We start from the raw sequence: 19,333 nt of genomic DNA, 5'->3' as shown, positions 1-19,333 counted from the left end.
TTCTGATTGCTTTATATGCTGCCCCATTTTCTCCACCAGTTGTTTGATGCTGGCTGGAGTCTTTTCCCAATCTGAGTCGGAAATTTCAATTCCGTAGGCGAGGCAGTTTTCATCCATGCCTCTTAATCTACCATCTCAGTAACCCATTTTTGACTGTAGCGTTTCTTATCCTGTGAACGGTTACTACAATTGTTGTAAATGCTAAAGGTTTTGATGGAAGATTATATTTTTTAAATTCTTTAAATAAGACTTATTTTGCCAGTTATGTAAACGAAAAGAAAGAGTTTATATATGCAATAAAAGAAAACGGAGATAATATATATTTATCTTTGAAAAATGATTTAAGTACAGGTCTTGGTAATTGGGATTATGTTGTACAAATTAATAAAGCAGATTACGATAAACTACAATAAAAATATCAGATAGTTCAGATAATTAACCAAAAATTAAGGGTATGTTTTGAGCATACGCTTGGATTTTAGTTATGAAAAGTTGTCAGCTTTCCAATTTCTCTGTCAGCAGCACGAATATTAATTATTCTGGCTTTCTATCATTAGGCGAACTGCCAGAGCGCAGATGTCCAGCGCCGGAATACCTTTGAGAACTATTCAAGAAATCTCTGGTCACAGTGACCTGGGGACGTTGCAGCGATATCTAGAGGTCACGCCAGAGCAAAAGCGAAAAGCTGTTTCGGTGATTGGGTTTTAGTAAACAGGGCTAGTTTGGAAAGTCAGAAACCTTAGTAAAGTTGAAGGGAAAATCAACTCCATTAGCGGAAGCACCATTTCCAATAGTCCACACGCTTAAATGACCTCCTATTCGTAACCCTCTTTGAGAAATCCAGCCATCGTAGAATTGAAATGGAATGCTGCTATTAGCAGGTATACGTACAAATACAATACGGCGTGTAGAAGGTATATAAAACCCTTCAATTCTTACTGGTGATGTTGTACCATTGTCAATCATTGTACCGGAAATCACATTGTTTGCTGTTTGTGTAATTCGGAGAGTAATCGAAGTGTCATCGCCTACTCCACTCCACCGCCCTGTAATGTTACCTGGGGTAGCGCTTTGTGAAAGGGCAACATTCGGTAATAGCATCGTCATACCACCTAGCATGATGCCTGCTGTCAAAGCAACTTTCGTTTTAGGACTTGCTTTCATAAACTTTCACACCTGTATATTATTTTTTCAATTAAGTCAGTATTAAAGTTATTGGGAATTAAGCCAAAAAATGTCTATAACTCAGTCATGGCATACATTTCATCTGTTAGGAACCAAAATACATGGAACCTTTGTTTACAAGCATCTCAGAGGCTGTTTGAAAAGTCAAGTATTATGTAAAAAAGCTCTCTCAGTGTAAGCTGCGAATAGCAAAATCACAGCAATGAAAGAGCGACATGAGTAAAGCATACCCCAGTAACCTGACACACGCCCAATATGAATTGATCAGTGATATGATTCCAGAACCTAAAAGGGGTGGTCGTCCGCGTGAAGTGGATATTTGGGAAGTCTTGAACGCCATTTTTTATGTCTTGGTTGAGGGAGTCAGATGGCGCTCGTTACCTGGAGACTTTCCTCCTTGGCAAACAGTGTACACATATTTTCGTGACTGGCGTAAAGACGGGACGTGGTTGAACATCCACGATAGTCTACGAGACTGGACTCGGATTGATATTGAGCGCCATCGAAGTCCATCGGAGGCAATCATCGATAGTCAAAGTGTGAAAACTGCTGCAATGGTACACGAAGGCGTAGGCTACGATGCAGGAAAGAAAATCAAAGGGCGTAAGCGATTTCTAACGGTCGATACCTTGGGGTTAGTGTTGCGGGTATTGGTTACGGCTGCCAATGCAGGTGAGCGTTCTGGGGGTAAAAAAGTTCTTAAAAGAGTCAAACAATCTAAAAAGCAAGTATCTCGATTGACAACGATCTGGGTCGATGGTGGCTTTGATGGGGAACCGTTTATGCAGTGGGTAATGAATTTTTGCCGTTGAATTGTGCAGGTAGTTCTACGACCAGAACAAACTAAGGGCTTTACTGTACTTAAAAAACGTTGGGTCGTTGAACGGACTTTTGGTTGGTTGATGGGATGTCGGCGATTGGTCAGAGACTATGAATTATTGCCCCAAACATCAGAGACTTTTCTCTACCTTGCCATGATCCGTATCATGGTGAGGCGGCTAGCATAATATTTGACTGTTCAAAACTTTTCAAACAGCCTCTCAGCGATTTTTTACGTTATTTCCCAACAATTATATTGTACAACGAAGTCATTTATCTCATAAGCACCAGCAACTTAAATTAATAATAGACTTGTCCGAAAACTGCAAAGCCAGACGTTCAAAGCTTTGAGGCAAAACTTTGATAGTTGCGTAAAAACGTAGCGATCAGGCTTTGAGATAGTTACTGTTAGTTTAAAGGCATAAAACTTAACTCCTATTTTTTATAATTTCTTGGCTATTCTTAGTAGCTAAGTTGGCAGAAATAAGCTACCAATTCTTAATCTAACTAATCCACAAACTGTTAAAAAATCTGCTCAGAAGTGTCAATTCTTAGTCGAAATCTTTGTGAAGCAACCCGAAATATTTTCAGTAGTCTAATTAAATGCTCAATAAATATCCGATTACTGGACAAAACTTTATTTTCATATTTTTGCTGTTGAGTTAATTCTCGTTTTGGTTTCCTAAGTTAATATTTCTGACAAGTCTAATGCTAATAATTTTTTGAGAAGACTAAGCAGATTTCTGGTACTTTGTCAGCCCCGACCTCTCAAGAAGGTTATGCTGTCGCACCCCGATTAAACTCTTGTTATACCTGGATTCTGACACACCTTGGTAAGCAATTAATTACTCAGTTTCTTAATACTGTAGAACTCCAGCACTTCAATAAAAGGCCATTCACTAAATTTGCAATCCGCCACAGTGCGATTACTACAGTTTTGGATCTCAATAATGTCATCCTGTTAACTCCACTTATGAAGCTTTAGTTTTTACATTCATTTTTTCTTTGCGCCATTTGTCCACACTTTTTTTAACTGCCTCTATTTCTACAAAATCCACTTGGACGGTTGCGGCTTCAAATTCCACCCCCAAAGCAGTGCTGACTTCGAGGATTTCTACAAAACTGGCACATTGATAATCTGTATCCTCATACTCATAAACTCTTTGTTCATCAATTCCCAATCTATCAGCTAATTCTTGCTGACTAATTTTGGCTGCTAAACGAGCTTTGATTAAAGCATTTGGCAATTTATTTAAAGAATCAACTTGAATTTTTAAAGGCTTGCTAGTATCGCAATTAATAAGTCTTTCGTATTCGGCAATTTCTAACTTTAACTCGTCAACTTGACTCTGGTATGAGTCTCGGTGCAGCTTCCACCGTTCTGGTTCTGCCTTCAATTGTTCATTGCTATCTAATTCCGCTATAGACTGTTCAAAGCGTTGCAACCAATTTAAGGAATTTTGATACTGTTGCTCGTTTTTGATCATCATGGTTTCCACCTTTGTAAATCTATAGCAATAATTCCTTTGCGCGTATTGGTTCTGGTATCAAATTGAAAAAAATCTATGTAGGCTGTACCGGAATCATTAGCTGGATAATTTGACGGAAAGATTTCACCCTTGTACTTAATTTTTTGTTCAGCACGCCGCAGCGCAAAATTAAATAAAGCAGGAGCAATAGATTCTAGGTAATTTATATCAACTCCATTGTCCTCCCAACAAGCATCAAAGTCTCCAGGCTTTTGTTTGCTGGTGACGAAACTACCATCAATATAAATAGTTCTACAGCCTGCTGCTTTTAATTGCATCATTGCTAGTTCTAAACCATCTACCATGCGCTGTCTAGTTAAATTTGTACCAAATATTTCTTTAAATTCATCCCATTCTGCCCAATGCACCCCTGGTGGTAAATTACCACTTTCGTCAAATTCTGGAATCATTCCTCACACCCTAACACAGCTTTATTATCCAGTTAGAAGTGTCCCATAATTATTTAAAAATCTCAGTTAAAAGCCAAACCCCGCACAAGGGTTAAAGTGATTAAGGAGTAGTGAGGCAGAAGGTGATCGCCCAAGGAGGACTAGGAGCAGTAGCAACCGAAGCTTACCTTTTCTTTGTCAGCGTCTCCAATTGTGCAAGTAGTTTTTCTATTTGCTTGCGCTTCTTCGGGTCTGACCAAATGCGCGATTTTCTTAGTTTGGTAGTCGCAGCAGTAAAACGTTCTTTGTAATTGTTCGACTCGGTGTTAGAGGTAGATGCTGCGGCTTTCTTCTCACTAATGCGCTGTCTAATTTCGCTTAAAGACCAGTTGTTAGCAATAGCTTGTTCTAAAAACTCAACACGCTCATCTAATTTCTGAATCTGGGCGATCGCTCTAGCTTTGGTGTACTCAAGTGAGCCTTCCCTTAGCGCATCAAGGATATCTTCTGGGAGGTTGAGCAAGGGTAGACGGTTCTTAACGAAAGATTCCCAGGTCATTAACCCTAAGCCTTCAAACACAGATTCAACGATTTTGAGGTCTTGGTTTACAGCAGGCTCATGATTAAGGGTTGAATCATCCGTTTCGGTTTCGCCCATAACGTTATGGGTAGATAGCTCAATATCGCCTTCATCGTCGCTGATAGCGTTATTGGTAGAATCAGTTTCAACTCCGCCCATAACGTTATGGGTAGGTTCATCACTATCAACAACGGGAGCGCCCATAACGTTATGGGTAGCTGTAGATGCTTTGTTCTGTAGACGTTGTAGACGATACAGTAATGGGGGCATCTCCTCAACACTTCGACCTAGTTTGAGAGACAGCAGTTGCAGGATACCTTCAGTTTCTTCAACTGGGTTGAGGTCTTCTCGAAGTAAGTTTTCTATAAGTGCAAATTGAAAAGCGGCGTTATCGTCTAATTGTCTGATGACAACGGGAACTTCTTTTAACCCAATCCCTTGGGCAGCACGATAGCGCCGCTCTCCTGCTACTAATTCGTGTTTTTCTCCATCAAGGGGACGTACTAAAATGGGTTGGAGAATGCCATGCTGTTTGATGGATTCAGTTAACTGCTTTAATGCTTCTGAGTCAAAATAACGGCGCGGTTGTGTGGCAGGCAGAACAATCTGGTCTAACGGCATGGATTGGGGAGAACCAGCATTTGATACGCCTGTAGTGTCCCAAGGTACATCAATTTTGCTTTTGAGAGGTTGGCTTGCTTTATTAGTGCGTCTCATTTCAATGATTCTAAACTAACGGCTATTTTTTTCAAGATGGCGACAGATGGGTGCTTTGGTTCGTAAACTGCAAGGGGCATTCGTTCCTCTGAAGCATCAACAAAAGCAGTAGAGCGAGGAATCGGGGCAAAGACAGTTCCGGCGCTTGCTAGCTGTTCGGTGATGGCTGCTAAGGTGCGAGTGTCCTGAGAGTTACGGGCATCGTATTTTGTCGGCACAAATCCGGCTATTTGCAATTTGCGGTTTGGTTTATTACGTACTGTAGCAACCGTTTTTAGTAATTCGCCTGTTCCCTCAAAGGCTTTGAAATGGGTTTCTAGGGGAACGAGAACATGGGTAGCAGCTACAAGGGAGATGTAACTTAGTAGCCCTAAGCTGGGAGGGCAATCTATGAGGATGAAATCGTAATTCTCTTGGATTGGCTCGATGGCTTCTTTCAAGCGGAAATCGCGCATGGAAGCACTAATCAATTGCATTTCTGCCGTAGAAAGAGAGATGTTAGCAGGGGCTAAATCCATGCCGTGAATCCCCTCATGAATTGGCAGAGGTTGTTCATCCACAATGGCATTGTTGACAGTTTGCTCTATGTCTCTTGGAACCAAGCCCATAAAGATAGTCAAGCTGGCTTGGGGATCTATGTCGATGAGCAGAACGCGATGACCCAATTGCGCTATTTGGTAGCCCAGGTTTTGGGTAAGGGTGGTTTTGGCAACACCTCCCGCCTGATTAAAAACTGCGATGATTCGGCTCATAAGTGAGTTGGTTTACCTGCACCGTTACACCCTAAGATAACGGTAATCTGCCAATTGGTAATGTTTATTTTTGTTCGTCGCTGCTATTTTATTTGAAAATGCGATCATTATATTAGGTTATAGCCGATTTAATTAGGCAAGGACGCTGGACTTGCGGGGAGGATGGTGTGCGTGATGATTTCGTTCCCTCAAGTCGATAAACTTCCAAAACTTACCTTGGTCGAAATCCAGCAGTATTTAGAAAGTGGCTTGAAGGTGGAACATACCCCCAAAACCCAAAACCTTTATTTTCGCCGGATACGTCAAGTCGGCTAAATCCAATAGATTTGGGTAAAAGTAAGATTTTTGACTAGAAGCTTTATCAGACAAGCTTTTCGAGAGTAAAGTGGCGGCAAATGTCAGGCTCACTGATCTCACCCCTAAAGGGCTAAAGGGCTAAAGTATAAATGGCTACCGATTAATCCTCCCAACAGAGCAGACAACACGAAAACCAAACTCCTTGTGAACATCGTCGCGCTCCGTCCCCTCGAAGACGTTGCGGGACGCGGAACGGCAGTGCAGAGGATAGTTGTACCAGGAACCGCCCCGCAGCACGACTCTTCCTTCCGCATGAGTCGAGCGAAGCGGCAACGAGTTTGTCGGTTCATTAGGAGAAACGTTTCTCCTTTCACTAAATGTTTGAGAAATCGAGAATACTACTCTCTTGTGTTTTTTAGCCTCTTAATCAGGAATTGACTGGCGTTCACCAGCATGGGAAAAGGAATTGAATTATATTGCCTCAAACAACAAATGCGCCTAACGGCTCAGACGCGAAAACTATATTTTCAATATTCAAGGCGGTTAGGGTATAACCATCACGTACAAAAGTTGAACTTCCGTTGCTGTTTTGAATGCTGTAATTGTTAGAGGAGCCAAGTAATATCAAAGTATCAAAGCCCTGACCACCATCAAGTGTGGCATTGCCATAGCCAACATCGTATATATCATTTCCTTTTCCCCCAGCAATGAGAATATTGCTAATAGAGCCACCTTGATTTGCACTCTCAATGGAATTGCCATCTGCATCAAGACCGTCTACCTTCCTTGACTTGAAGTAATCATTACCAATGCCGCCATCGATTCCGATGATAGTTGCACTTCCGCCTTGTATTCCCACATTAGTTCCATAGCCAAATATCTTATCGTTACCTTTGCCCCCATCAATCTTTCCAGACAGATTGTTAATTCCAACTCCGAAGCTGCTGGAGATGCCAATACCAATAATGGAATCGTCACCATCGCCGCCATCGATAGTACCCTTGATGAAATCCTCATCTTCTTCATTAAGAAAGTTACTATTGTCAATTCCATAACCGATGACTTCGCCAACGTCAATGCCAGTACCTATGATCAAATCATTTCCGTTTCCGCCACTAATGTTGCTGCCTATGTTGGTAATGCCAATTGCTTGACTGGCAGTGGTACTACCGATAATAGAATCATCCCCATCCCCGGCTTTGATAGCGGCCCCAATAAAGACATTAATACCGCGTCCAGCGTTGCTTTTGTTACTAATGCCAGTACCGATAATGGAATCATTTCCTTTCCCAGCATCGATAAGAGTACCATTATTAAGGTAGATGCCAATTCCAACGTTGCCGTCGTTAATCTCGCAAATACCACTTCCAATAATTTTATCGTCTCCATCCCCGGTGTTAATAACACCATTACCTGTGTTGAAGATTCCAATATCAGACAAACCGCCAGTAGCTATACCGATGATCGAATCATCTCCGCTCCCAGTCGTAATTATGCCGGAGAAGTTTTCAATACCAATTAAACTACTAATGTTTCCTGGGGAAAGGTTGGTTCTACTAGCAATACCCCTAATTTTGTCGTCTCCGTTCCCGCTTTTAATGATGCCACGGTTGGAGATACCTGTAGCGCTACCGACAGTTGAACTGAGCGTCCCAGTACCAGTGATAGTATCGTTTCCTGAATAAGTGTCAATAATCCCCTCATTTAAAACTTGAATACCAATAGCCAAAGTATCAGCCTTCTCTTTCCCTACAACAGTGTCGGCTCTGCAAGTACCAATTACATTAGGGGGAACTATAAGTTTAACCACAGTAGTTAGTCTCCTCAATTCTGAATAGGAAATTGGTGTTTCGGTTGTTAGCTATGCGTCTACTTACCTTGGGTAGAAAATTTTATTACTTAACACTTATCAGCAATTAAGTATTAGTACAATATGTCTCAAGAAATATATTGTATAAATATCCACTACGGATCGGTTGATGGGACAATAGAGATGGAAACATTAGCTCAATACTTTTCCACTCTGCCAGCCCCGACTGAGCTAAGGAAGCTTCGCAGCCCTGGCAGCCCTAAACCTTTACTACAAGCGATTGACAGCCTTTATAAAAAAGCTATTTCTTACCTCATTTTCTATCGCTTGCCAGTTGTAGCAAAGCGATGACTGAGCGCTGCTCCCGTATCTAGTTGGCCCCACCAAGGATTTTGTACAGCGCTCGGTCAACAACTGGCATTGGGGAGGGAGTCCAGAGGGACGGGGCAAAGCCCCTCCCTCGCGTACCTTTAACTTCCACGGGGGTTGATTACTTAGATTACCAACTAAAACCCCTAGAGCGTTGCTTTTGCTCCACTATCTCTTGCTGCTGCCGCCGCTCTCTAACAAAAACCTCATTCCAACTTTGTCCCTTGGGTGCAATTATTTTAGCCTGGGGTAACTTTTCCTGAACAACAAGAGATGTTTCATTTCCCTGCGAATCGTTATTAGATGCCAGTCCAATTCTGCTGATATTTCTGAGGAGTTCAAAGGGCAAGTGATCCAGGTCATCCCAGTTCCTTTTTATCAATAGACATCTTGCCCCTAGAGATTTTCTACGTGCAGGTGGCGAAATCATACTAATTTTTTTGGCTGACGAAAAACTTCGCACCCGAAGCATTAATTTACTCGAATGGAATTTATAAGGTATTTACAAGGATTTTTCTTAAAAAGGCATTTATAAGGTTTTGCAATGGCATTCCAATGGCAAATATAAGGATTTATTTGCACCTTCAACACTGAAAATCACCGTTTTTTACAAAATCCTTCTTTTTTGCCAAAAATAAGGTTCTGCAATGGCATCTCCAAGGTATTTACAAGGTAAACACAAGGTAAATGTAAGGATTTAGACCCCAAAAACCTCATTTATCACCCTGATTTCTCCGCCAAAAATTCCTGACCAAAACTTCCGCACAGTACGCAAAAAAATAAAACCCATTTTTTGAACCAAAACTAAAAAAACTTTGAATCAACGTCAACTAATAATACTCAATAACTACTTTTGTAGTACTAAAACTGCACTCCACTTTTGAATTACACCAAAGCTATGCTGTAAACACCACTTATTACATAGGTTTTATGTAGTTTACCAGTATTGGAATAGTAGTTCTAAATACCTTGCCCAAGTGGTAGCTGTTGGGTAGCTCAACTGGTGACACACCGCTACCAGTTGAGCAGTAAAAAAGCGAGTTGAAAGAAAATTTGATGATTCCCCAACTGGTAGCTATACAGTAGCCCTACTGCTACCAGTTGAGCATAAGACTTTTAGAGAAAATTCTGGCGTAATGTTTACTAACAATGACTTACAGCACATTTTGAACGCTGGATTCATTCTCAATAACTTCAAAATTATTGAGAATCAATAATACATTTATGTTGCAATCGTACTTCAAAAAACTGCTCTCTTAACTGCCCAGCTAGTAAAAACTAAAGCGGAGCGATCGCGGCAACGAGTTCGGTCTACGCTCCGCGTGGCTCACAGGCTAAAACCACGGTCTTGCTGTCTGAGCTTTTGTTGCTCCTCCAACAGATGAGCTTCTAATTCCTGGCTCCAATCAGGATTATGGGTTTTGAGCCTTTTACCCTGTGGCAACAATTCTAATACTGCACTAGCTGTTTTATTACCAAGTTCATCATTATTGAATGCTACGACAACCCTATTGAAAGTCTTGAGAAATTCCATAGGTAGGTTATTCGGGTCATCAGCTACTATCAACATGGTTCTAGTTGGTGGTAGCCCTTTACAACTTGAGATCAGATAAGTGGCTGCTGACATCGCATCAATTGGTGTAGAACACAAAAAGACGTTTTCTACCTTGTCCGTTGGTTGCCCTCCCAATCTCAGATAAAACCAACCTTTTTGTGTAGAGGTGTTTTGGTCGTACTCCACAGTCCGATGATTTTCTCTAGGCTTTGACCAAACTAATGCGCCAGTTTTTTCACCATCTAAATCACGCTTGACAAACAAAATATTTCGTTGCTCATCCATATAAAGCAACTGATTATTATGTAATCCTTGGAGAATATAATCTGGTATATAGCGTTTCTCGCTTAAGTACTTGTGTAATACTTGCCAAACAACTTTATCCTCTGGTGGTGGCGTAAACTGAGGCTGTTGTTGTTTGCGTTCAATTTCTTGAAAGAGTTTTTCTAACTGCTCAACTGGGAGTGGTTTAACAGGTTTGAGCAGCAATTTATGAATAGGTTCATCATCACGTTCTGGTTGGTAGTCAACACCGCGATGTTTTTGCAAACCGGGGAAGGTATAAGCTGCGCCTAATTGTGTGCCACTGAAAGCTTGCCCATCTTTCTCATAAGAAATACCTTTAGACTTACCATTCCTAGTGAATCCTGTTCTGACGCTAATGCCAGCTTGTTGCAACCGCAAGATCAGCGTTGGCATTTGGGGATTATCAACTCTGGCCCTATCAATTGTCTGCTGAACTGACTCTTTGATGGTGCGTTGTGGAGGAGAGTCGCGTTGTCCCTGTGAAAATTCTTCTTGTTCTCGTCTAATGCGTCTAATTTGTCCGGTGCTGGGTGTACGATTCAGTTTCTCTCTACTGCCCTGGACTTGTACTAATTCATAGTCCTGCTCAATCTGTCGCAGGACTTTCTCAGAGCGTAAATAATCCCAGGAATCATGGACTAAAAGCCCAGTATCCATCCTGATTCTGCTGGCTGCAATATGGATGTGGTCGTCATCGGTGTTATGGTGGCGAAAGATGACAAACTGATTGGCATCAAAGCCCATTTCCTTCATGTAACGGTCGCCGATTTCGCTCCACTTTTCATCATCTAATTTATCGTCTTTAGCTGCTGACAACGAGACATGGTAAACAACACGTTCTGCGTCAGAATTTAGTTGTCTCGACAGCTTAAATTCCCGCGCTAACTCACGAGCATTTCTCCCGCTCATATTGCCGCCGATGAGTTTGGCATCTTCGCGTGATTCTAGATAATCCAACAGCTTGCGAAAACCTCTACCCTTAGTCTGCTTCCCAATCATCCTCTTCCTCTTCCTCTTCCGAATCTTCATCATCAACATCATCCGAGGCAATGTCTCGTCTGCACTGATGCAGCAGTTCTAAAAGTTCTCTTAATAGTTCTGGATCAGCAGGTAAAGTTCGCCCAATTTTTATAGCTGTGTTGGTTGCCTTTACAAGCTGGTTTAGGTTGTTCCCGATTTGTCCTAATTCCCAATATGTTTGCAGGCTAATTTTACTTAGTCGTTTGGGTAATGGACGCATCAACGCATTGCGCCTCATCAGTTCACTCGCTGACATCCCCGCGTCTTGTGATTTAATACGAATCATATCCAGTTCGATATCGCTCAAGGGAACTGAAAAAATATGCTTTCGGACTAGAGCTTTTGACTGCTTGCGGTTCGCCATAAGTGGAGAAGATTGAGGGACATTGCGAGGGGGGTTTTTAGGGGGGTGAAACCCCACTAAACCAGCTTTGCCGTTCGAGCGCAGCGAGACAAAGCGTAAGCTTTGAGGCATCGGTGGCTTCTAGCCCATTTTTGGGTGGGTGAGGTGTCAAATGCTACGGCTATACGGAGGGCGCAGCAGGAGGCTGAGGGCGAAAGTATAAAGGCATAGCCGTGCTGCTGTCCATCCTACAACTTACAGAGGAGGATAGCAACGGCGTAGCAGGAATTTGAATCAAATCAAGCAGGAGATAAATTCTGGTTTGGCGTAGCCAATACAGAGTCGGTAAAAACGGCGTAGCCGCTATATTAAAATTCTCTGATTCAGCGAAGCTGCCACACAATATAATAGTCCGGCGTAGCCGCAATACGAAAAAATAATTCAGCGTAGCTGTTTTAAGTAAAATTATCTGATTTAGCGTAGCTGTAATAGTCAGATTTTTTAGCATTAGCTTGAATAAGACTACCAGCGAAGCTGCCACACTAAAAAATATAAGGCGTAGCCGTAGTACAAAAAGGTAATTCGGCGTAGCCGCAATAGCCGATTTTTGTAGGATTTTGAAAACCAATTGGTACAAATTATTTCAAATAGCCGATAATTATCAGTTAATCGGGATTCACGAGATAACCATGAGTGAACATCAGAATTCAGAAGTAATCACGAAAGAGAAGATTGATAAGGCTATCAATCTGCTGAAAGAACAGAAGCCGAAAGAACGAGAAGCTGTATCGGACAGAGAGACTATCAAGAAAATGAGACGGTATATTGAGAAGCTGACCTCTGATAAGTATGGCTATAGTTATGATGAAGTCTCAGAGATGCTGAAAGGTCTGGGCATTAACTTGAGTGGTGGACGGATTAAATATTTATTGGGTGAGTTGAAGAAAAGCACTCATCGCCGTCAAAAGAAAAACCAGGGCGAGATTATTACTGCTGAGGTTCAGTCTGAACCTGTAGATAGTGCTAGTGAGGTTCAGGATTTACCTACAAATAGCAGAAGGGGTAAGAAAAAAAATCTTTCTCTTGCCAATCAACAGCCACCTGCTACTTCATCGCCGTCTGCTACAACGGAAACATCAGCTTAATAACCAAAATTTCTTGCCCTTATGAGCTATAGCAACGCTGAAGCTTACAGCTATTCTTTTTTAGTTTGAAGTCAAACAGATACAGCTAGTTATTCTAAGGAGAAACACAACATGGGTGAAGCCAAACGACGCAGAACTTTAGACCCTAATTATGGAAAAGCTCGTGAGTTGACCAAAAACAATATACAAAATGATATATCACCTTTGCTAAATGCCTTAATCAATTTACCTAACAACTTATGTTGGGAGCTTTTTACTACGAGCAACTCTAGCGAGTCGTTGGGAGATGAAATCGAGATTCCCATCGACCAAAACACCGAGTCAATTATCTCAAGATTGTTCTGGCGGGAGACACTCAGCCCCACTGATACACAAACTATTGAAAATATATCTACTGTCTGTTCAGATATTAGGCAGAATAATCATGATATTTGGTGCGACTTATATCGCATATTTTGTCTTGTAGATCAGGAAATTCTGTTCCTTGTCCTGAAAAATAAATCAACTTCAGAAGTTGACTACTTACTGCGCTCGATGATTCTGTTTGAAATAGCTTGCCCATGCATTATCGATGACGACGAAGAGTTTTGGTCAGATGACACCTCCCCAACCCCCACAGAGATTTCAAACTTTTTATTGGAGCGCCTATCCAAAGAGGAATACAGTAATACTGAGGTACAACAACTGAAAGCATTTTGCTCTCGTGTCGGGTCGCTCTTTTCTCGAAAGTGGGCAGAACACTGGTTTGAACTTGAAGAAGAAGTTTACTAATAAGCGAATTTTAGTGAGCTTTTGAGTTTCTTTCCTTCTGTTAACACCTTTGAGTCGCTAAAAGCCGAAGATGTATCTGGCTGACTGACTGGCTGGCTTTAAATCCATTATTGGGGATTAATGGGTCAATGACTTTGGCCCAGTGTGGATTGTCCAGTAAATTTGTTTATCTATTTAATTACCGTTAGTGGACGGAACTGAAAACAGGCATTTTGGGACGAATGGTAGTCCTAACTGCCACATTATTAAGCTTGCCTTGGGGGAAATGGTACGAAAGTCGCAACTATTCCATGAGGCAACTAAGCTGTAGGTAAAGGCTACAACTGGCACAGCATTTTGATAGATTTACAGTTAAGGATTCCGGTTAAGCTATGGCTTTCTCTTTAGCCAGCCAGTTCTGGAAAATTTGCTCACGTCCATCGTCAGCCTCAACCACACGATAAACTCGTTGGCGTTCGCCCGTGCCATCACGACAGATGTATTTCAATTTCAGCCCTATCTTCTTCAGCAATCGCCTTAAGATAACGATGGGGCTGTCATTGTCATTGAGGGTGATATCCAGAACGGTTTTCACCTGCCACTTCACGCTCAAGGCATTGTTAGCCATCTGTACTAGGTCAGCATCAGTTCCCCGGAATTCGCGATCGCCCTTGATGAATTGGGGGATGTTGAACAGTTCCAAGGCATGAATTACCAAACCCAGTTGACCGCCGTTAAAGTCTGGTAGCCAAGCACTCTTACAGGCAAGCATCTTTTCACCCAGTTTGCGATCGCGGTCAGCAACTTTCGCTCTGCCTAAGCTCAGGTAAAAATGCAATCTCAGTTGTGGGTAATAACCTTGATCATCTTTTTTGACGAGTTCTGAGGTAACATCCACACCGTAACGCTGTTCTAGCTTATATTTGCGCTCAATGTGGCGTTCAGTTGTGGTTTTAGCCCGTTGTTGTTGCAGCGCCTCATATTTGGCAGCAGTCATCGCAGTTGTATCGGCAGCAATGATATCCTGACATTCGCCGTTGTAAACTTCATTTGTTTGGGCGGTGATTTCGTTGTTTAACTTTTTGCGAATTTTGTTGTCATTGACATCGACAATGTTATGGCCTTCGTTGCCTAATTCTTCTAGCACAGTGTCGCGGTAATGAATCATACCCGCATTAATGCGACAGGCCATTTTGCCAAAAACGTTTAAGGCAGTGCGGTTAATGTTGATTTCATCGCCGTCAATAATCAAGGAAGCATTTTGTAGCAGCTTCAAGTTAGCTTGAAAGCGTTTATGCTCACAGGCTAACAGGGATTTGAGGTTAATTGCTCCGTTGCCAATCTTTCCTAAGCCATGACTGGCTACCCAAAGATGACGCGGTATCGCCTCTCGGACACGGGCTAAGGCTTGGCGAGTGGCATTTTCTGGTGCTACTCCCCGGAAGCATCCCCAAACACTGGTAAAATGCCCCCAAATGTCAATGCTGACCCCTGTGCCGATGGATGGGGAGGCCAGCACAATGTCATATTCCAGCAGCACTTTGTTTAATCTTGAGATGCAGTTGTAAGCTTCGTGTTGCGGGTCGGCAATCGTTTCGGAGTCAATGCGAAGGATTTTGCGATCGGGAAATTGTTTCTTAAACCTCGCCTCTAAGACTTTGGTTCCCCATTTGGATTTAGCTTTTTGGCAATCAACTGCAATAAAGGGCTTACCCCCGGTTTTGATGTGGGCTTCCAGAGCAGCTAACCAATTAACCGGGGTAGTTTGTTTGTAGTGGTAGATGTTCCAGGGTTGTCCCTTCCAGTTGTTGACGACAACCCAAGGGGTAACGTTGGTTTCTGCTAGACCCATAACCATTTCTGGCGATAAATCAGATAAGTCAGCATCAGCCAGGATGACTTTACCACGTCCTGGGGCGAAGGCGTTTTTGAACAACTGGGAAAGTTGGTTAAGGACTTCCACTCGATGCTTCTTAACTTCAGTGTTAGCAGAGAGCAAGTGCCAAATCACCTGTTCAGATTCGTCAATGATTACTAAGGGTTCTTTCCAGTGGGCAGCGTTAAATCTGGCTTGTCCATTGGGGTGTAAACTGTCTACACACAGCGCAAAACCAAGTAAAATCCCGGTTTCGCTGTTTCTGACTTCGGTGATGTAGGGGATGCCTACCCTGTCAGCGATCGCTTGGGCTAACTGTACCCTGTGCGATAAGAGGATAACGGGTTGACCGTTGGCGATCGCCTCTTGAACGATCGCGGCAAATGACTCGGTTTTACCAGAACCTTTAACGGATTTGAGTAAAATCAGTTTAGCGGTTTCCGGGATGGTCAATGCTCCCAGGTAACGCTGATTGAGGACGAGTGCCGCCTCAATTGAGAGTCGGCTGTACTCTTTGACCTGCCATTTTTCTTTTGTCAGTGCTAGTGAGATAATTTCATCAGTAACAGCTGGCCCCCTAGCGGCGATTAAGTCATCAATGCCTTTTTCGGGGTAACTCCACTGTGTCACTAGGACTTGACAGCCGCACTTCGTTAACAGTTTAGCGGTTTGGCTAATGGCAATATTCACCCGTTGAACTGTTTCTGGCTTGGTGTCGTGGTCAAAGCAGATGATGAATTTACGTGCAAGAGTGGCGAAGTGTTGTAGCTCTGGAATTAAGTGTAAATTACCTGTGGGCTGTCCAAATTCATCTTTGGGATTGCGGTAGCCACTGTTTATCCCAGGAAGGGCGATCGCTGCATAGCCCATAGTGAGCAATGCCCCAGCTTTTTTGGCCCCTTCACAAATCACAACTGGGATGTTGTACTTCCATACCCAATGCCAGAAGCCTAATGCCCTATCTTCATCGCTAATGGGCAAGTCATATCGTGCGGCCACACTCTCCCAGATGTAATCTGGTACTGCCAGGAAGAATGCCCGTGTTGGCACTCTTAGAGGGTGTTCATACTTGATGAATTTAAAAACTTTGTTCAGGTCGCGCCTGGGGTGGTCGGGCTTCATGCCGCCCCACATCATGGGGCTATAATCGTTAAGCGGGTCAACGCCACTGCACCACCAGTTGAGTCCTTCGATGTGGCGATACTTCTTGAGTACCCCGTCTCTGAGTCGTCCATCGTTACGGCGGGGGACGTTTTGACCATAAAACAGGTAATCGTAGGCGGCATTACCCGATACGGAAATGACGTTTAGCGCAATAATTCCAGGGTCAACAGCACTGGCTAACCATTCATTCCAATGGTGCGCTTCTATGTCAGAGGGACGGGATATGATCTCGTACCTCTGTGTAACTTCAATTTTTTTAAGTCCACAGTTACTATTTTTCACAGCTTTTTCCCTCAAATACGTTGTTTTTCACTATTTGGAGGGGTTATCGCGCTGCTTTACCTTATATCTACATAATTCGCTGTATTGCTTTAATTTGCCAATTTTTGGACGATTAAATCACAATTTGATGAATTTTTCTGCCAAAATCTGCCAGCAGAAATTTATAAATTGCCACAGCAGCTAATATAATATGAGTAAGCAGCGCGGACTAATCTCTATTGCCAATTAGTGGTTAGACTTCTCAATTTCCGTCCACTTCTTTGGTCTTCGAGAGATAAACCCCGCTTCCCAATATTTGAAATCTTTAATTTTATACATCAGGCAAAGCGTTCACTACTTAGTTGCGCTTTGTCTTTTTAGTTTTTGGTGCTGTTGTTTACCTCCGTTTTACGCTTCATTTCACTATTCGCTGATTTTACAGAACTTTTGGCTCTCTTATATAAAATAAGACTGTGATTTTTTACTTGAAATTACTCAATAAAGATTGATCATTGTTCAAGGAAGGAAGTTTTCTTCAAGGCTGCTGTGTCAGCCGATTGTCTTCTTCCTTTGGTTTAACCACTCATTCATTGCTTGTTCAATTAATAAATTGCATAAGTTACTAACCGTGCGCTTCTCCTCTTTCGCTCTCTCTTCAAGAGCCTGCATTAGCTCTGGCTCAAGATAAATCGTGGTTCTAGGCTTTTTTGTAGGCACTTCATAAATTTGAAAGTAGTTACAGTTCATTATTGTCCCTCGCTTCATAACGTTTGTCATCTTAGTGCATTACTAGTTGACAAAGTTCATTACCTGTAGATACTATAGCAGTATCAGCCAAAAAACGCCACCCAACAAAGGCAACAGAAGCCAGAAAGTGAAGTTAAGGCGAACCCCTAACTGGATACCTGGATTTGTCTAGATTTAGCTAAAAATCAACACCAAGCCAGGAAAATCAAGACTTTAACAATCATCAGAACCATGACAGCTATATATTCCAATGCCAAAAATTGGCTAGTTCAAGCGGATTTGTTAGCCAAATCAGGGCTAACTGACCTCATCGCCGGAAAAGACTCAGGTGCAGGGTATGGCAAGGCAATCATCGGTGATTTTTCGATCATGATGCCTGCCGCATACTCACTTGTTCGCAACCGCAACATCATGCACCACGAAACCATCTCAAAAGATGGGGCATGGCTGCGATATGTAGAAGGTTCACGCCTGGACTTAAAAGACGTTCAATTCTTCTGGGGCAGTGCGGCTCTAGCTCAAAGTGACCACACCCTGTTACACGAGGACAAAGCCAAAAAAGCAGAACTGGCATTAGAAAGCATCCTTGCAGACTTAGCAGTTCTGAATATTCCTTCGGGGGTCAAGCTAGAAATTAGTTTGAGCAACCACAACCCCGATCGCTGGGCGACTGAGATTAAGTGCAGAGTTGAAGGGACTCACACCTTTGAGCATCTGCACCCTGTAACCCGTTCCATTGTCACCAAGACAGTTGAAATCGTAGTCACAGGCATTTATCCCGAAGGATTCGGCAGCATTGCCCACTGCTTATTCGGTGAAGCATCCCTGGTACTTGACCCCTCAGAATTAGCGATCGCACTCGATATCGGTTCATCGACTTGGTTGGTAACTGTCTTTAACGGCAGTGGTGCAGTGATTGACCGTCACTTGATTGAAGGTGGAGCCGGTGAACTGCACTCGATGATTGCAGAGGCACTAGACAAACGAAACGACCGAGTGAGTCTGCTGTCCAAGGATGTGAAACACTCGCCCAGCTTGGTGAACCAGGGGATTATTGAAGGCACTTTCACTTATGGCGGCAACCACCTCACAGGCAAGAAGTTTGAAACCGAGTACAGCCAATGTCTAGATGAGTGGTGGAGTAACAGGATTGAGAAATTCGCCAACTTTGTGACTGCTGGTAATTATCTAGACCGTGCTAAATACCTTGTCGCCTGGGGTGGGGGTGTTTCCTTGCCAGTGGTGGATCAAAACTTAGCCGGTTTAGGCTTTGTGATTTTGAACAATCCCCAATTTATCAATGCCTTGGGGTTGAAACTATTAACTCAAATATCGAGGGGAGCCTGATCAATGAATTATGAATCTCGGCGTATAACCATCTCCTACCTAGCAGTAATTGAATTGTGCAAGATGTTTGATTTACCCAAAGATGCGCCAACACAAGCACTTTCAGCAGGTGTAGAGAAGCTGATTTTTCAACACGGTAATGTGCAAACAACGCCCAAAGTTGAAACACCGCAATCTACCCAGCCCAATAAATTGGCACTTAGCGCAATGGTCACTAATTTTAAAGGGGCAGCATGAGCAGAACCACATTCAGAAACACGGTTTTAGGCATTGGAGCAACAGCAGCAGCGTTAGCCCTTGGCTACTTCGGAGTTCAGCAGCTTGGCAGAAACAATATGTTCATTATCGCCGCAGCCGTGGGAGGTGCAGGGA

The 19,333-nt window shown here is 42.8% G+C and carries 19 protein-coding genes and 1 pseudogene; 7 read left to right on the top strand and 13 right to left on the bottom strand.

The window, feature by feature from the left end; translation table 11 throughout:
• The first annotated feature begins 549 nt into the window (after nt 1-549).
• On the top strand, nt 550-708 hold the full coding sequence (locus H6G97_RS31580) for a tyrosine-type recombinase/integrase (protein ID WP_422394237.1): 159 nt from the start codon (nt 550-552) through the stop codon (nt 706-708).
• A 9-nt stretch (nt 709-717) separates the two neighbouring features.
• Here the strand turns inward: H6G97_RS31580 and H6G97_RS31575 are convergent, their stop codons facing one another.
• A complete protein-coding gene (locus H6G97_RS31575) occupies nt 718-1,164 on the bottom strand; it encodes a hypothetical protein (RefSeq protein WP_190944432.1) in 447 nt (148 codons plus the stop codon).
• A 236-nt stretch (nt 1,165-1,400) separates the two neighbouring features.
• Between H6G97_RS31575 and H6G97_RS31570 the strand changes: the two are divergent.
• A pseudogene (locus H6G97_RS31570) lies at nt 1,401-2,192 on the top strand (IS5 family transposase).
• Nucleotides 2,193-2,526: 334 nt separating this feature from the next.
• Here H6G97_RS31570 and H6G97_RS53105 read toward each other — a convergent pair.
• The 5 genes from H6G97_RS53105 to H6G97_RS31545 form a co-directional block, all read right to left on the bottom strand.
• Entirely contained in the window at nt 2,527-2,637 is a 111-nt protein-coding gene (locus H6G97_RS53105) for a hypothetical protein (RefSeq protein WP_242055473.1), read from the bottom strand.
• A 338-nt stretch (nt 2,638-2,975) separates the two neighbouring features.
• Complete coding sequence (locus tag H6G97_RS31560; RefSeq protein WP_338421875.1) at nt 2,976-3,494, bottom strand: helix-turn-helix transcriptional regulator; 519 nt, start codon at nt 3,492-3,494, stop codon at nt 2,976-2,978.
• Nucleotides 3,491-3,943, bottom strand: a complete 453-nt coding sequence (locus tag H6G97_RS31555) for a DUF6932 family protein (protein WP_190944431.1) — start codon at nt 3,941-3,943, stop codon at nt 3,491-3,493. The genes H6G97_RS31560 and H6G97_RS31555 overlap by 4 nt, the downstream gene beginning before the upstream one ends.
• A gap of 163 nt (nt 3,944-4,106) precedes the next feature.
• Entirely contained in the window at nt 4,107-5,219 is a 1,113-nt protein-coding gene (locus H6G97_RS31550) for a ParB/RepB/Spo0J family partition protein (RefSeq protein WP_190944430.1), read from the bottom strand.
• Nucleotides 5,216-5,971 (bottom strand): ParA family protein, encoded by a 756-nt coding sequence (locus H6G97_RS31545; RefSeq protein ID WP_190944429.1) that lies wholly within the window; start codon nt 5,969-5,971, stop codon nt 5,216-5,218. The genes H6G97_RS31550 and H6G97_RS31545 overlap by 4 nt, the downstream gene beginning before the upstream one ends.
• 171 nt (nt 5,972-6,142) lie before the next feature.
• Here H6G97_RS31545 and H6G97_RS31540 point away from each other — a divergent pair, with 171 nt between their 5' ends.
• Nucleotides 6,143-6,286, top strand: coding sequence for a hypothetical protein (locus tag H6G97_RS31540; protein WP_190944428.1), 144 nt, complete (start codon nt 6,143-6,145; stop codon nt 6,284-6,286).
• Nucleotides 6,287-6,390: 104 nt separating this feature from the next.
• Here H6G97_RS31540 and H6G97_RS31535 read toward each other — a convergent pair whose 3' ends face one another.
• From H6G97_RS31535 to H6G97_RS31515, 5 genes are all read right to left on the bottom strand, one after another.
• Entirely contained in the window at nt 6,391-6,618 is a 228-nt protein-coding gene (locus tag H6G97_RS31535) for a hypothetical protein (RefSeq protein ID WP_190944427.1), read from the bottom strand.
• A gap of 131 nt (nt 6,619-6,749) precedes the next feature.
• A complete protein-coding gene (locus H6G97_RS31530; RefSeq protein WP_190944426.1) occupies nt 6,750-8,078 on the bottom strand; it encodes a calcium-binding protein in 1,329 nt (442 codons plus the stop codon).
• A 499-nt stretch (nt 8,079-8,577) separates the two neighbouring features.
• A complete protein-coding gene (locus H6G97_RS31525; protein ID WP_190944425.1) occupies nt 8,578-8,877 on the bottom strand; it encodes a hypothetical protein in 300 nt (99 codons plus the stop codon).
• An 897-nt stretch (nt 8,878-9,774) separates the two neighbouring features.
• The gene (locus tag H6G97_RS31520; protein WP_190944424.1) at nt 9,775-11,307 is read right to left on the bottom strand and encodes a relaxase/mobilization nuclease domain-containing protein; all 1,533 of its coding nucleotides are present in this window, start codon (nt 11,305-11,307) and stop codon (nt 9,775-9,777) included.
• Complete coding sequence (locus H6G97_RS31515) at nt 11,288-11,803, bottom strand: plasmid mobilization protein (RefSeq protein ID WP_242055470.1); 516 nt, start codon at nt 11,801-11,803, stop codon at nt 11,288-11,290. Before H6G97_RS31515 ends, H6G97_RS31520 begins: the two co-directional genes overlap by 20 nt.
• 557 nt (nt 11,804-12,360) lie before the next feature.
• Here H6G97_RS31515 and H6G97_RS31510 point away from each other — a divergent pair.
• Nucleotides 12,361-12,816: a hypothetical protein gene (locus H6G97_RS31510; protein ID WP_190944423.1), complete on the top strand. Its 456-nt coding sequence runs from the start codon at nt 12,361-12,363 to the stop codon at nt 12,814-12,816.
• Between the two features lie 111 nt (nt 12,817-12,927).
• Nucleotides 12,928-13,587, top strand: a complete 660-nt coding sequence (locus H6G97_RS31505; RefSeq protein WP_190944422.1) for a hypothetical protein — start codon at nt 12,928-12,930, stop codon at nt 13,585-13,587.
• A 364-nt stretch (nt 13,588-13,951) separates the two neighbouring features.
• Here the strand turns inward: H6G97_RS31505 and H6G97_RS31500 are convergent, their stop codons facing one another.
• Nucleotides 13,952-16,888: a plasmid replication protein, CyRepA1 family gene (locus H6G97_RS31500; RefSeq protein ID WP_190944421.1), complete on the bottom strand. Its 2,937-nt coding sequence runs from the start codon at nt 16,886-16,888 to the stop codon at nt 13,952-13,954.
• A 528-nt stretch (nt 16,889-17,416) separates the two neighbouring features.
• Entirely contained in the window at nt 17,417-17,614 is a 198-nt protein-coding gene (locus H6G97_RS31495) for a ribbon-helix-helix domain-containing protein (RefSeq protein WP_190944420.1), read from the bottom strand.
• A gap of 231 nt (nt 17,615-17,845) precedes the next feature.
• On the opposite strand from H6G97_RS31495, the gene H6G97_RS31490 reads away from it, so the two are divergent.
• Nucleotides 17,846-18,961 carry a ParM/StbA family protein gene (locus tag H6G97_RS31490; RefSeq protein WP_190944419.1) on the top strand — a complete coding sequence of 372 codons (1,116 nt, stop codon included), beginning with the start codon at nt 17,846-17,848 and terminating at the stop codon, nt 18,959-18,961.
• A 3-nt stretch (nt 18,962-18,964) separates the two neighbouring features.
• Nucleotides 18,965-19,198 (top strand): hypothetical protein, encoded by a 234-nt coding sequence (locus H6G97_RS31485; RefSeq protein ID WP_190944418.1) that lies wholly within the window; start codon nt 18,965-18,967, stop codon nt 19,196-19,198.
• Nucleotides 19,199-19,333 lie beyond the last annotated feature (135 nt).

Source organism: Nostoc flagelliforme FACHB-838 (assembly GCF_014698065.1).
GTDB lineage: Bacteria > Cyanobacteriota > Cyanobacteriia > Cyanobacteriales > Nostocaceae > Nostoc > Nostoc flagelliforme_B.
The sequence above is the reverse complement of the archived record's forward strand: the minus strand, read 5'-3'. Positions and strand labels throughout refer to the sequence as shown.